Below are 14000 nucleotides of genomic sequence, written 5' to 3'. Positions count from 1 at the left end.
CGCAGACGCCGTAAGGTGCTTTGCGGACATGCTGCCGTAGCTCAGTGGTAGAGCGCATCCTTGGTAAGGCTGAGGTCGTGAGTTCAATCCTCACCGGCAGCACCAGTTTCCCCCTTGTATATCAAGGGCGTGGGCAAGAGCGGCGGCGATCTTAGCGCTTAGTTAGATCGCCGCCCTCTTCCGACCAAGCAGATCAGTGTCGCCGCGCACACAGATGCGCAACAGCACCAGCCTTCGGCAGCGCGTGCTCGATGCGTTCGCGACAGCGATCTTCTCAAGTTTATGACAGCGAGAACTCTGTGGCGGCGCGCGGCAACGAAGCGTTCAAAGCGATCTCTGGCTCAAGGCCGTTTGCCTGGTAGCTGCCACGCGGTCTGCGTTCGCATAAGACCGTGTCCGACTTGATCCGACGGCTGGCGGCATCACCTGCCATTGCCCCGGTCAGATGGCGCAGCCTCTTGATCGCATTCCCAATGCGAATTCGTATGCGTATCCCTCGATCATGGCTCGCCGACGACCCAGCCTGCCGTCGCGACGCGCAGTTTCCCATCGAGATCGGCCTGGCGGAGATACAGGCGAAGATCGCGCGACAACCGACCGATCTCGCTGCCGCGGCGATGCATCGCGGTGCCGTTGACGCGCTCGACCAACGCCAACAGGCGCGTTGCGGCTTGCTCGATCGCTTCGCGCGCGAATAACGTCGTCGTGACCGCCTCCGCCGGGGATGCTTGCAATGCTTCCACAGCCAGGCAGGCCGACCTGGCCCATAACACGGCGCCCCTCGCCTCCATCGCGAGATGCCCGAGACGATGCGCGGCAAGGGGGTCGTCGCGGCTGCCGGTGCGGTCGATCTGGCGCGCGGTCAAGCGCGCCAACCGCTCCATCGCGCCGGCATAGCAAGCGCATAACCGCCACACCCCGCCATTGAAATCGGGCTCGATGAACAGCGCGTCGACCGCGCCGAGGCAATCGGCCGGACCCGCCGGGAGCCCCGTACAATCGAACCGGCCCGACCGGCTGCCGACCATGCCGTCGACGTCCCAATCGAAGATCTCGCCGCGCGCCGCATCGGTCGCATCGATCACCACCATCCGCAGCCCATCCGCGACGCGCGCGGTGACGATCGCGTGCGTCACATCGCCGAGCCCCGAAGCAAACGTCTTGACCCCCGCCAACAGTCCATCGGCATCGATCGTGACCGGTCGGTCGCGCTCCGCGCCCCAGACGCCGAGGATCGAGCCCGCCGCAACCGCGGCGCAGACGCGCGCCTGCTGGTCTTGATCCCCGTAGCGCAGGAAGAGCTTGATCGCGTTGACGTGCCCTTCGTAGATCCGCGCCAGCGGGAGGCTGGCGCCGCCCAGCGTCGCCAGCAACGCGAGCATCGGCTCGGCGCCGTCCGCGCTGGTGCCCCAGCCTCGGCCACCGCGATCCACGGGCAACGGCGCCGAGAGCAATCCGGCGTCGGCGAGCAGCGCGAGTTCGACGGCCGGACCGCGCAAGCCGCGATCGAGCGCTTCGTCGCCCGCACGGATCGCCGCGAGAGTGTCATCGGCCAATATCGGGTCAGGCATTCGAGGCTATCCAGTCGCGCAGGCGGTCGATTTCGGAAGGGAGGTCGGCCGGGCGCAGCCGGGGGGCGATATGGGATTTGCGCGCAGTCGCCGCCCATGCGCTGCCGAAGGTCGTGCCATCAACCGCATCGGCACGCCATGCAGCGCGCGCCGCCCGGCGTGCACGCCACAGCGCGATCAACGCGTCGGCGGGGACGAGGTGATCGTCGCACAGATAGTCGGCCGAAAGCCGTTGGCGTAGCGCGTCGGCCATGCCGCCGCCGGCGCGTCCTATCAGGCGCGCCGAGGCCGTGACGTGCGGCGCGCGATCGTGGCGGATGCGTCCATCGGCATGCTCCACTGCGGCCAGCAGCGCGCGGTCTTCGCCGGTCGCCAGCGCGGGCACTCCGCCGACCCGCTCGAGCATCGCGCGGGTTATGCCGAGATTGGCGCCGCAGCGTTGGGCGTGGCGGGGGGCGAGGTCGTGTGCGACGGGATCGAAAAGCGGCTCGGCTTCGGCGATCAGGCCGAGATAGGTCCATTCGAGCTCGCCGATCCGCAGCGCGGCCACGGGGTGGAGCGACAATTCGGACCAGTCCGCGCTGACCCGCCCGGCCACCGCATCGGCGCCGCGCGCAAAGGCGGCGCGATGCGCGCGGACCCAGTCGCGATCGACGACGCAGTCGGCATCGGTGGTCAACACGATCGTCCCATGCTGCGCGGCCTGCGCCATCGCCATGCGGCGCGCGGCGCCCGCGCCGCGTTCGTGATCGGCGAAGCGGTGTTCGATGACATCGACCCGGATCGCACGCGGCGCGCGTGCGATCGCGGCGGTCGCATCGCTGCAATTGTTGGCGACGACGACCGCGACGATCGGCCCGGGATCGTCCTGCGCGGCGAGCGAATCGAGGCATCGCCCGATCCGGTTGGCTTCATCGTAGGCGGGTATCGCGATGGCGACGATGGCGCTGCTCATATCCGGGCCATCACGTCGATCCGCAGACGCTCGGTGCGTTCGGCGTGGATCCGCGTCCAGCCAGGGAGATGCGCGATCGCGATCTCGGCAGCCATCTCGCCGGTTATGACGGTCTCGGTTTCGCCGAGATAACTGGCCAGGAAGATGCGGGCATCGGGCATCGCGGACTGCTCGATCGCGGCCATCAGCGCGACGACACCGTCGAGGCCGAGATAATAGAGCATGTCGCTCGCGACGATCAGGTCGAAGCGCGCGTCGGGCATCTCCTGCGGCATCGTCCGCTGCTCGAGCACGACGTTCGCGCGCGCACCGATGCGATCGCGCGCGGCACTCAGCGCGGCCTGCGAAGCGTCGGTCGCGAGCAACCGGTCGCACAGCGGCGCGAACTGCTCGGTCAGCGCGCCGTTCGCGCAGCCCAGTTCGAGCGCGGAGCGATAGCGGCGCCCGGCCAGCGCGGCGATCGTCCGCTGGAAACGATCGCGCTCATAGGGCTCGCTGTCATAGCGCCACGGATCGGGCGACTGCGTGAACAGCGAATCGAAATGCGCGGCAGGGATCGCGTCGTTGCTCCGGTCGAGGCGATCATAGGCGGTCCGCACATATTCGACCGTGGTGAACGCGTCGCAAATGTCGGGCGCGAGCGAAAATCCCGCGACCGGGTCGAGCTGGCTCCGGTGACAGGCGAGGGCTGCGCGCTTACGCTCGGCGAAGTCCCCGACCGCGATGGCGTCATAGCCGGTCGGGTCGAACCGGCGGTCGACCCGCTGGCTCACCGGCATGACCTGGAGCACCCGGCCGATCCCCGAGCCAATGATGCGGCTGGCGAGGCCGAACGCCGCCTTGTGATCCGGGTGCCCGTCGGCTGGATCGGTGACGAGGATCGTATCGGGCGCCACCTCAGCGACAAAATCGGCGAGCGCCGACATTCGGGAGGGGGAGATCGCGGTGCTCGACAGCCCGCCATCGGGTTGGTCCAGGAACAGGAGGGCGGGGACATATCCCAGCATTTGCTCGAGCCCGGCGCGGCATTCGTCGCGACGCGTGTTTGCCAGAGTCTCGGCGTCGCGCCCGGGGTCGGACGCCGCGCCGTTGGTGGCCACGACGACGGCGATCCGCGCACCGGACTGTGCAGCGCGCGCCATGATCGCACCCGCGCCCAGGATCTCGTCATCCGCATGCGGCGCTATGACGAGCAGCGATGCGGTCATGCGAGCCCTGCCACGATTGCGTCGAGCCGATCGCGCGTAGCGGGTGTCAGGGCTATGTCGGTCGCGACGACCAGGGGTTGCGGCAGCGACGCGAACGCGATGCCCATGTCGGCGAGATCGATCGGAACCGGCGCGGGGGATGTCCCGGGACGCCAGTCGGCGATCCGCTGCCATAAGGCGGCGCGATCGTTCCGGCGCCGGGTGCTCGAATAGCCCGTCGCGCCTGTGGCTGTCAGGCTATCGGGCTGCTCGTATTTGTCGAGCAGGACATCGTCGATGAACCAGATATGCGCGCCCGCCATAAGCGCGCGGTTCCGCAGGTCGCGATCTTCCTCGACGCTTTCGGCATAGCCGCCGATCCGGACGAACAGGTCACGCCGGAACAGCCCGCTGTTGATCAGCACCCAGTCGCCGGGCGGTCCTGCGGAGAATTGCAGATTGGGGAAGAAATCCTCGACCAGCGACAGCGTGCGGGCGATCCGCGCCGCGCGACCGTCGGCCGAAAGGAAGCGATGCGCGGTCAGCACCAGATCGAGCTCGGCCGGCGCATCCGCGACCTGGCCGCCGCCTGCGAGATGCCAGGGCGCGCAATCGGCAGCAACGAGACCGGAGCGCGAGAGCGTGCGCTGTTGGCGGAGCAGTTTGTCGACATGGGGAATGTCGTCGGAATCGTGGAAGGTGATCGCGTCGAACGCAAGAAGCGCGAGCGCGACGTTCTTGGCAGCCGCCGTGCCGAGGTTCCGCTCGAGCTTGATGTAGCCGAAGCGGGGATGGCCGAACCAGCGCGCGCACGCGGCTTGGGTCTCATCGGTCGATCCATCGTCGATCACGACGACGCTGACGTCATGCTGCGACTGCGCCAGCGCTGCCTCGACCGCGCGTACGATCTGCTGCGCGCGCTGGTAGGTCGGTATCGCTATGAGACTTTGCATGGGCTGCCTGACATCGGGAGAACCAGACCGGTCCGGGCGATCCAAACGCGCCCGGATTCGACACTGCCGCTCTGCGGTATTTTGTCTTCGGCGCGCATTTTCGACCTCCACATCACCGCTGAACGCGTGTCGCGCGAATTCGACGCCTCGGGCCGTGAACGCAGGGCGATGTCATTCGTCGAAATGCCCGCCCACCAAAGAGTACGAGCCTTCGCGCTGATGCAAATCAATATAAAATCCGCGGCAATTGGGTCTCGAACGCGCAACCACAACATGAACCCTGCGTTAATATGGTCGGTTCCGTCAGGAGCGCCTATCCCTTGACTTGAGGTTTTCCGTCCCTTGTTCATCATGTCGATTGCCCTTGGCGGGTGCCTGAAAGGCCCGCCCATCGAATTCGGCCTGACCGAAGATACCGGCGGACATATCACCTATGCGCTTGGGGCCGCGCAGGCGCTGGCGGCGCGCAGCGATGTCGACAGGGTCGAGATCGTCACGCGCCTGATCGAGGACGTCGGCCTAGGCGCGGCCTATGCGGTCCCGTTCGAGCCGATCACAGACAGCCTCGCGATCCGTCGCATCGGGACCGCGGATCGGCGCTATCTCTGCAAGGGCGCTGCAGCGGCCGATCGTCCCGCTTTCGCCGCGGCGTTGATCGCGCATATCGCGACGCTCGAGCGGCGGCCCGATGTGATCCATGCCCATTTTGCCGATGCGGCCGACGTCGCCGCGCTGGTTCGCGATCGTTTCGGCATCCCCTTCGTATACACCGCGCACTCGCTCGGCATCGACAAGGCGAACTGCGCGTCCGGGCCGAGCGAGGCGATGGCATCGCGGATCGGCGAGGAGAACCGGGCGATCGCCGCGGCGGATGCGATCGTTGCATCCTCGCGCGACGAGGCTGAGCGGCAGCTGATGTCGTATCCCGCGGCTTGCCCCGCAAAGATCCACTGTGTGCCGCCAGGGGCCGGTCTCGATTATGCCACGCCGAGCGACCTGACCCGCGCCCGGGCGTTGATCGCGCCGTTCCTGCGCGATCCCGACAAGCCGATGATCCTCGCCATCGCGCGGCCGGTCGCCAAGAAGAACCTTGGCGGGCTGATCGATCTTTTCGCGAGCGATGCGCGGCTGCGCGATCGCGCCAATCTGGTGATCGTGGCGGGCCTGCGCGATGGGCCGGATACGGGCGAGGATGAACAGCGGAGCGTCATCGCGGGGCTGCTGGCCGGGCTCGACCGGCACGACCTTTACGGCACGCTAGCGCTGCCCAAGCGCCATACCGCAGACGATGTCGCCGCGCTCTACGCGCTTGCGCGCGAAACGCGCGGCATCTTCGTCAACCCCGCGCTGACCGAACCCTATGGCCTGACGTTGACCGAAGCAGCGCTGCATGGCCTGCCCGTCGTGGCGACGTGCCATGGCGGTCCTGCCGACATCGTCGCGCGATTGGGCCATGGCCTGGTCGCCAATCCGCGCGATCCCGGAAGCTTCGCGGCTGCGATCAACACGTTGCTCGATGATGAGATGGCATGGGCGCGGGCTTCGATCGCGGGACGAACGAATGCGCGGTCGCTCGATTGGCATGGATATGCCGCGCGGTTCGTCGCGATCGTGAACGGTCTCCTCACGGTCCCCGCAGCCAAACCGCGCCCTTCGCGCTTATTGCTCTGCGACATCGACAATACGTTGACCGGGTGCACCGTCGGAGCGCTCGGCATGGCGGCGTATCTTCAGGCTGAACCAAACCTCGCCTTCGGCGTCGCGACCGGACGGTCGCTACAGGAAGCCGAGCGATTGCTCGTGGAATGGGGGCAACCCGCGCCCGACGTCCTGATCACGTCGGTCGGCGCCGAAATCTACTGGCGTCACGGCGCGCGGCTCGTTGCGGACGCCGATTATGCCGCGCACATCGATCACGGCTGGGATCCGGCAGCGGTCGAGGCACGCGTCGCGGGTCTTGCAGGCGTCGAGCGCCAGCCGGCCGTCGAGCAACGGCGCCACAAGCGCAGCTATTTCGCCGAGGAGCCCGCGGTGGTCGCCGCCATCCGCAGCGCGGTCACCGATCTGCCGGTGCGCGTCATCCACAGCCACGGGCGATTGCTGGACATCGTTCCGGCGCGTGCCGGCAAGGGTGCCGCGATGCAATGGGCGGCGCGCGCCTTGGGGGTCGCACCCGATCAGGTCTATGCCGCCGGCGATAGCGGCAACGATCTCGATATGCTCGCGCAGTGCCACAACGGCATCCTCGTCGCCAACTACAGCACCGAGCTTGCCGAACTGATCGGGCGTCCGACGATCTACCTCGCCCACCGTGCGCATGCGGCCGGCGTCGTCGAAGGCATGCGCGCTTTTGCCATGGAGCGCGCGGCATGACGCGACCGATCGGGTATTTCGTCCATCATCAGGGGCGCGGCCATGCCGAGCGCGCCGCGGCGATCGCCAACGCATTGCCCGGCGACCGGCCAGTGGTGCTGTTCTCGGCGCGCGCGGACATCTTCCCGCCGCTCGCCGCAAACGTATCGGTGCGGACGATCCCGTCGCTGTTCGAAGCGGTCGGCGACGAGCCGTTCGGTCTGGCAAACGCCCCCACACCCTCGAGCCTCCATTGCGCGCCGCTTGGCTGGAAGAGCATCACGCACGCCGTCGCGGCGATCGCGACCTGGTTCGATACCGCCCAGCCTGCGCTGTTCATCACCGACGTGTCAGCCGAGCTGGCACAACTCGCCCGGATAGCGTCGGTCCCGTGCGTGAGCGTCCTCCAGCACGGCGACCGCAGCGATCCGGGGCATATGGCGGCGTATGAATCGGGGCTGGGGATCTTGGCGCCCTATGCCCCGTCGCTCGAGCAGCCGGGGCGGCCGGCATGGATGCTGGCGAAGACGCACTATGCGCCGGGCGTAGGGGTTGAGATCGATGCGATCGGGCGCGACGCGGCGCGGACCGCGCTTGGCCTGCCGCTCGATGCCGAGATCGTCGTCGTCATCGCGGGCGGCGGCGGCACCGGCACGCCCGCGACCCCGCTCACGCTCGGCGCGCGCGCCGAGCCCGACGCGCTCTGGCTGACGATCGGGTCGGTCGAGCAGGAGTGGCATGCGACGGCGCCGGGCAACCTCAAGCATCTCGGCTGGGTCGATACGCCGGCGCTGTACATTGCGGCCGCCGATCGTGTCGTCTCCTCGGCGGGCAATACGACGGTCCACATGATCGCGGCGGTCGGGCGTCCCTGGATCGTCGTGCCCGAATGGCGCTATTTCGACGAACAGCTCTGGAAGGCGCGGATGCTCGATCGAGCCGGCGCGGCGACCATGCTCGACCATTGGCCGTCGCATGTCGGCGCATGGACGCAGGCGTGGGCGCGCGCGGCATCGCTCGATCTCTCGCAGCAACGCGCGCTCTTCGACGCCCATGCGGCGCAGGACGTCGCCGCATGGCTTTTGCGCGTGGCGGACGCGGCCTGGAAGTCGCCCGGCATCGCGGCAGCGCCCGAACTTGCCGCTGTCGATCATCTCATCTGTGAAAGCCTGTCATGACCGTCTCGATCTGTACGCTCGCCCATGGTCGCTCGGCCCATTTGGTCAACGTCGTCCGTGCGCTCGATTTGCAGACGCAAACACCTGACGAGCTGGTGATCGCGGTCATGCAAAGCGAGGCGTACGACTTGCCCGCGACGCGGTTTCCGGTGCGGCAGATCATGATGGGTGCCGACGGCATTCCGTTGGCATCGGCGCGGAACGCCGCCGCCCAGGCAGCGCAGGGCGAGCATCTGATCTTTCTCGACGTCGACTGCATTCCGGAGCCGTCGCTCGTTGCCGACTATCTGGCGCAGTTGCGATCGGTCGATGCGGTGCTGATGGGGGAGGTCTTGTACCTGCCCTCGGGCGCCACGGCGGAGGGGCTCGATTTCGACCGGTTCGCGGCGATCGGCGTCAAGCATTCCGAACGGGCGGGGCCACCGGTCGAGGCGCTCGGCGATTGTACCGACTATCGCTGTTTCTGGTCGCTCAACTTCGCGATGCGGCGCGCGACGTTCCGCGCGCTCGGCGGTTTCGACGAACGCTATGTCGGCTATGGCGGGGAGGACACCGATTTCGGGCGCGTCGCGATGACCGCCGGCGTGCCGATCCACTGGGTGCGTGGCGCGCGAGTCTACCATCAATACCACCCGCACCACATGCCGCCTGTCCACCATGTCGACAGCGTGATCGCCAACGCCGCGCGCTTTCGCGACAAATGGGGGCATTTCACCATGGAGCATTGGCTCAAGGCGTTCACGCTGATGGGCCTGATCACGCTGCGCGACGGCGAGCATGTGCGGCTGCGCGAAGTCCAGGAGGCCGATCTGGCGCTGACCCGTCAGCAGGTCGATCAGCCCTATGCAAGTACATCCATAGTGCTGGCACAGCTCGAAACGCGCGAGGCTGCGATCGCCGCGGCATAGGAGCGTTCATAGCCGTCGATCATCGATGTCAGCGAGAACAACCGCTCTACCCGGTCGCGACATGCCGTGCGGGAAATTGCCACCGACCGACTGATCGCGTTGGCGAGCGAGGCATCATCGGTCGCCAGGACACCGCAATCGCCCACAACTTCGCGCATCGCGCCGCGATCGAGCGCTGCGACGGGCACGCCGCAGGCCAACGCCTCGGCTGCAATCAGGCCAAACGGTTCGTCCCACATCGGGGTCGAGAGCAATACCGACGCCGAACCGACAGCATCGATCAGAGCTTGGCCGCCGAGAAGGCCGCGATAGACGCGACGATGATCCAGCAACGGCGCGACCCGATCGGTGAAGTAATCCATGCAGTCGATCGGCCCGATCACGTCCAGGTCGATGTCGGCCAGGCGCGCTGCTTCGAGCGCGACTGCGGTGCCCTTGTTCGGCGTTATGCGACCAGCCCAGACCGCCCGACCGTTGCCGGACGGACGGAATTGCCAGCGCGAGGTGTCGATGCCGTTATGGACGACCGATGCGGTTTCGGGCGGTCTGGTCCACCACGTCGCCAGATGCGCCCGCGACGTGGTCGTCTGGCGCATCCAGGCCGCGGCGTTGGCCGCGATCGCGTCGGCAAGGCCCGCAAATGGGGGGACGTGGAGCGACGTCACCATCGGTCTGCGATCGCGCTTTGCGAGGACGTGCAACGTCGGGTGCATCGTGTTGTTGTGAACGATGTCGAAGTTGCCCCCGGCGATCGCGTTCCAGGCGTGGCCGAAGGCCGTGTCCTGGAATGCGGTGAGTTCGCGCGTTCCATGCCACTGCGCCCAGGGCAGCACGGCCTCGTAATGGCGTTCGGCGATGGGATGAAGCGGCAGCACGGGGTCGCTGTCGCCGCTGGCGAACAGCGTGACATCATGGCCGCGTGCGACCAGCGCTGTGACGAGCTGATGGCAATGCGCTTCCATGCCGCCCATGAACGGCATCGCAATCGGATGACGAAGATGTGCGATAACGGCGATCCGCAAAGGCGGGTATTTGTAGTTGACGGCGCGTGCGGGTTTGGCTGGCTCGGTGATGTTCATGGAATCGAAACACCCCAATGGGGCGATCGTGCCCACCAGCGACCGCCGACCCACCACTATTCGGTCGCGAACTGAACCGTTTTCTCGAGGTTGGCCGCCCCATCACCATCGCCATCCGTGCGATCGCCGCCATCTGCCGTACCGACGATACAAGGCACGAGTTCCGATAGCGAAGGGCCCAAACAGGCACGCGACTTCTCCAGTCATCATCCTCCGACAGCGGGGCGTAGCCTGTTCGCGACCGTCAAATTTAAGCCAGAGCGCCGCTCTGATCACGAATAGCGCTCCTCCGACCACGGATCGCCACGCATATGGTATCCGTTGACCTCCCAGAAGCCGGCTTTGTCGGCAGCCATGAAGTCGATCCCGCGGACCCACTTGGCGCTCTTCCACAGATAGAGGTGCGGGATCAGCACCCGCGCTGGTCCGCCATGCGAACGGGTGAGCGGCTTGCCCTCCCAGCTATGCACCACCATCGCCGCCTCGTCCGCGAAGTCGGCGAGCGGCACGTTGGTCGTATAGCCGTCATAGCCGTGCAGCAGGACAAAGGCCGCCTCCTCGCGCGCCTGAACGAGGTCGAGCAGGTCGCGCGTGGCAACCCCGGTCCATGCATTGTCGTAGCGCGACCACGTCGTCACGCAGTGCATGTCTGATTGTGTCCGCCGCTGCGGCAGCGCCATAAACGCTGCCCAGTCGAGCGTCACCGGCCGCTCAACGAGGCCGCCGATTGCAAGCGCCCAGCGCTCGAGCGCGACGTCGGGCTGGCGGCCCAGGTCAAGCACCGGCCAGTCGCGTACCAGATGCTGGCCTGGCGGCAGGCGCTGCTGCGCGGTGCGCGGATCTTCCCCGGTGATGAACTTATGCTCGCTCGCCCAGCGTTGCTTAGAGCGGGTGAGCTTGCTGTCGGGCGGCGGCGTGTCGTCGGTCATGGCGGTCTCCAGCGGCAACCGCATCATCGAACAGCGCCGCCGCACGCGCAACCCGACCGATGCAGCGCAATATGGTGCATGCGGCGTGGCCCAGCTCGCGCCAGAAGTGTGCGGGCGAACGGCCAGCAACATTTTGATTGCGGCGTCAGCGCGACAAGCCAGTGGACCAGCAATCGGCAGGTTACTAGAGCCGCATCAGCTCGGATGGCGGCAGCAGGACTTTCAGTGAGGATCATGCGATGAGCTTCTGCGATGCGATATGGAAAGACGTTGCTCCGCTGCGACGTTCCATCCTGGAGCAGCCGTTTCTAGCAGAACTCGCCGACGGATCGCTGCCGCCCGCCAGCTTTCGGCACTACATCCTGCAGGACAGTCTGTATCTGGCGGAATACGCGCGCGTCCTAGCGATCGCCGCGGCGCGCGCGCCCAGTGCCGATGGTCGGCTCGAATTTTCCGACGGCGCCAAGGTCGCGGTGCAGGTCGAGGAAATCCTGCACCAGACCTTCTTCAAACAGTTCGATATCACGCCCGCCATGGTCGCGATGAGCGAGCCGAGCCCAGCCTGTCTCGGCTATACCGGCTACCTTGCGAGCCTCGCAGCCACCCGCAGCTACGAGGAATTGATCGCCGGCATTCTTCCGTGTTTTTGGGTGTATTGGGAGGTTGGGTGCGCGATCAAATCGATCGCCAGATCGCCCAATCCCTACGAGGCGTGGATCAACACCTATGCCGACCCCGGGTTTGGCGAGGCAACGCGTCGGGTGCGCACTCTGGTGGACGACGCCGCAAGCCTGTCGACCAAACCGGCACGCGCGGCGATGGCCAAGGCTTTTCGCACGGCCGCCCGCTACGAATGGATGTTCTGGGATTCCGCCTATCGGCAGCTCGACTGGCCGGTATAGTTTCGCGATTACGCCCGCCCCCTTGTCGAAGAGAACCCCTTTGTCCCGTCTGCGTCCGCTTGCTGACCCTGCCTATCTGCCCGCGCTCGACCGGCCGTTCGTTATCGACCGACCGGCCCTGGGGCTCGGCGACGATCAGCCGCCACCGCGCATCCTGCTGCTCTATGGTTCGCTGCGCGCGCGATCGTTTTCGCGGCTCTGCGTCGAGGAGGCGGCCCGGCTGCTCCGACTGTTCGGCGCCGAAACGCGCATCTTCGACCCGTCCGATCTGCCGCTGCCCGATCAGACCGCTGGCGACGATCATCCCGCCGTCCACGAACTGCGCGAGCTGTCGTTGTGGTCCGAGGGCCACGTCTGGTGCAGCCCGGAGCGCCACGGCCAGATCACCGGCGTGATGAAAACGCAGATAGACCATCTGCCGCTGGCGATCGGCGGCATGCGCCCAACGCAGGGGCGTACGCTGGCTGTGATGCAGGTGTCGGCGGGTTCGCAGTCGTTCAACAGCGTCAACACGCTTCGCCTGCTGGGGCGCTGGATGCGTATGTTCACGATCCCGAACCAGTCGTCGGTCGCCATGGCCTATAAGGAGTTCGGCGACGACGACCGCATGCGCGCCTCCAGCTATTACGACCGCATCGTCGACGTGATGGAGGAGCTGGTGCGCTTCACCGTCATGATGCGACCGCATGCCGCGCAGCTCGTCGATCGATATTCGGAACGGAAAGAAGCGGGCATGAAATCGCTAGCCGAAGATCACTCGGCTGATGCGATCGGCAATCGATAGCGCCGGTCACTCGCAGCGCCGCCGAACAGCCTAATCTGGGCGCATTGCGGTGAGCACGCACTTCACCGCAACGTGCCGTTGGCGCAGGCAGCGCGCCCCAGTTCGCGACGTTGGCTTGCTCCTTGAGCTTCCTGGAACGCGCCGTCCATTCATCTCACGCTACGGCGGTCGCCGTCGATCTGCAGCGGCTGGGGCTAGGTCTGTTCAATTCTGCGTGGCGGCTGCGCGCGCGTAAAGGCGCTAATTGCCCCCCGTCGGGCGCGCCGCAACGCCGCGGCTCTCCAGCAGGCGCGCCTCCAATGCCTGCCGTTTTTCCGCGAAGCAAGCAGTTCGCCGGGGCGACTCGACGAGCATCGCACGCTTATGGAAGCGACCCTGTGGCGCGACGTCGCAACGTAGCGACCGCGACCGCGACGCGCGAGGTCGAGGACCATATCCGCGAGACGACCGCCAATGTTCGCCGTTGGCTGATGTCGCAGCCGCAATCGGGTTGACCGTGGCGGAGGGGCACCCATTAATGACAGGATTCGAAGGGATTTCGGGACGACGTGCTGCAGCGCTACACGTGTGTCGCGATCGTCATCCATTGGCTGACAGTACTGTTCATTCTCGTCAATCTCGTCCTCGGCCATATCATGGAAGGCGCCTCGCCGGCGCTCAAGCCGATCCTGATCCCGCTGCACATCTGGATGGGCCTCTCGGTCCTGCTGCTCACCACCATCCGGGTCGCGTTGCGCCTCACCCACCGACCACTAGCCTACCCGCCCGACTATACGCTCTGGGAGCTTCGGCTTGCCGGGCTGCTCCACACCAGCTTCTACGCCCTGCTGATCGCGATGTCGGTGATCGGCTATCTGCTCGTTTCCGCCAATCCGTCGAACCCGCAACGGCATCTGACGTTCTGGGGCGTTATCCCGCTCCCCTATCCCGTGGCGCTCCAGACCATGGACCGGCCGGCGCAACTGGTCCTCCACGATCAATTCGTGACCGCGCATGCCATCGGCGGATGGCTTATCGCGCTGGCGCTGGCGCTGGCGCTGCATTTGGCAGGCGCGATCAAGCATCAACTTCTAGATAGAACCAACGTGCTCCGACGGATCGCGCCCTTGCGCGACTAGGTATTCGTCGAATGATGGCCGCTCCCATTGCAATTTCGCGCAGTCGCGAGCGGCACCTGACTGACCGAATGGAGTTCGATCGGC

At 66.4% G+C, this 14000-nt stretch carries 12 protein-coding genes and 1 tRNA gene; 7 read left to right on the top strand and 6 right to left on the bottom strand.

Annotated elements, in window-relative coordinates; translation table 11 throughout:
- Window positions 1-30: 30 nt before the first annotated feature.
- Window positions 31-105, top strand: a tRNA-Thr gene (locus tag EAH76_RS20665).
- A 395-nt stretch (window positions 106-500) separates the two neighbouring features.
- Here EAH76_RS20665 and EAH76_RS20660 read toward each other — a convergent pair.
- From EAH76_RS20660 to EAH76_RS20645, 4 genes are read right to left on the bottom strand one after another with little or no spacing between them, the layout of a single operon-like run.
- Complete coding sequence (locus EAH76_RS20660; RefSeq protein ID WP_140852165.1) at window positions 501-1571, bottom strand: acyl-CoA dehydrogenase family protein; 1071 nt, start codon at window positions 1569-1571, stop codon at window positions 501-503.
- Window positions 1564-2526, bottom strand: coding sequence for a glycosyltransferase (locus EAH76_RS20655; RefSeq protein ID WP_140852164.1), 963 nt, complete (start codon window positions 2524-2526; stop codon window positions 1564-1566). The genes EAH76_RS20660 and EAH76_RS20655 overlap by 8 nt, the downstream gene beginning before the upstream one ends.
- On the bottom strand, window positions 2523-3734 hold the full coding sequence (locus tag EAH76_RS20650) for a bifunctional PIG-L family deacetylase/class I SAM-dependent methyltransferase (RefSeq protein WP_161989104.1): 1212 nt from the start codon (window positions 3732-3734) through the stop codon (window positions 2523-2525). Before EAH76_RS20650 ends, EAH76_RS20655 begins: the two co-directional genes overlap by 4 nt.
- Entirely contained in the window at window positions 3731-4666 is a 936-nt protein-coding gene (locus EAH76_RS20645; protein WP_140852162.1) for a glycosyltransferase family 2 protein, read from the bottom strand. Before EAH76_RS20645 ends, EAH76_RS20650 begins: the two co-directional genes overlap by 4 nt.
- Before the next feature lie 351 nt (window positions 4667-5017).
- On the opposite strand from EAH76_RS20645, the gene EAH76_RS20640 reads away from it, so the two are divergent.
- Genes EAH76_RS20640 through EAH76_RS20630 form a run of 3 tightly spaced genes read left to right on the top strand, consistent with a single transcriptional unit; the run spans window position 5018 to window position 9104 of the window.
- Entirely contained in the window at window positions 5018-7039 is a 2022-nt protein-coding gene (locus tag EAH76_RS20640; protein WP_140852161.1) for an HAD-IIB family hydrolase, read from the top strand.
- Entirely contained in the window at window positions 7036-8196 is a 1161-nt protein-coding gene (locus EAH76_RS20635; protein WP_140852160.1) for a glycosyltransferase, read from the top strand. Before EAH76_RS20640 ends, EAH76_RS20635 begins: the two co-directional genes overlap by 4 nt.
- Complete coding sequence (locus EAH76_RS20630) at window positions 8193-9104, top strand: glycosyltransferase family 2 protein (protein WP_140852159.1); 912 nt, start codon at window positions 8193-8195, stop codon at window positions 9102-9104. The genes EAH76_RS20635 and EAH76_RS20630 overlap by 4 nt, the downstream gene beginning before the upstream one ends.
- On the opposite strand, the gene EAH76_RS20625 is transcribed toward EAH76_RS20630, so the two are convergent.
- Together EAH76_RS20625 and EAH76_RS20620 are read right to left on the bottom strand one after the other, a co-directional pair.
- Window positions 9038-10183, bottom strand: coding sequence for a glycosyltransferase (locus EAH76_RS20625; protein ID WP_206667917.1), 1146 nt, complete (start codon window positions 10181-10183; stop codon window positions 9038-9040). The two genes, EAH76_RS20630 and EAH76_RS20625, sit on opposite strands and share 67 nt — an antisense overlap.
- 272 nt (window positions 10184-10455) lie before the next feature.
- Window positions 10456-11112, bottom strand: coding sequence for a sulfite oxidase-like oxidoreductase (locus EAH76_RS20620; protein WP_140852158.1), 657 nt, complete (start codon window positions 11110-11112; stop codon window positions 10456-10458).
- Window positions 11113-11351: 239 nt separating this feature from the next.
- Here EAH76_RS20620 and EAH76_RS20615 point away from each other — a divergent pair, with 239 nt between their 5' ends.
- From EAH76_RS20615 to EAH76_RS20605, 3 genes are all read left to right on the top strand, one after another.
- The gene (locus EAH76_RS20615) at window positions 11352-12014 is read left to right on the top strand and encodes a TenA family protein (protein WP_140852157.1); all 663 of its coding nucleotides are present in this window, start codon (window positions 11352-11354) and stop codon (window positions 12012-12014) included.
- Window positions 12015-12054: 40 nt separating this feature from the next.
- Complete coding sequence (arsH, locus tag EAH76_RS20610) at window positions 12055-12798, top strand: arsenical resistance protein ArsH (protein WP_140852156.1); 744 nt, start codon at window positions 12055-12057, stop codon at window positions 12796-12798.
- 548 nt (window positions 12799-13346) lie between these two features.
- Window positions 13347-13916: a cytochrome b gene (locus tag EAH76_RS20605; protein ID WP_140852155.1), complete on the top strand. Its 570-nt coding sequence runs from the start codon at window positions 13347-13349 to the stop codon at window positions 13914-13916.
- The last annotated feature ends 84 nt before the right edge of the window (window positions 13917-14000 follow it).

Source organism: Sphingomonas glacialis (assembly GCF_006439055.1).
GTDB classification, from domain to species: Bacteria; Pseudomonadota; Alphaproteobacteria; order Sphingomonadales; family Sphingomonadaceae; genus Sphingomonas; species Sphingomonas glacialis_A.
Note: the sequence above shows the minus strand (reverse complement) of the source record. Positions and strands in the feature narration are given on the sequence as shown.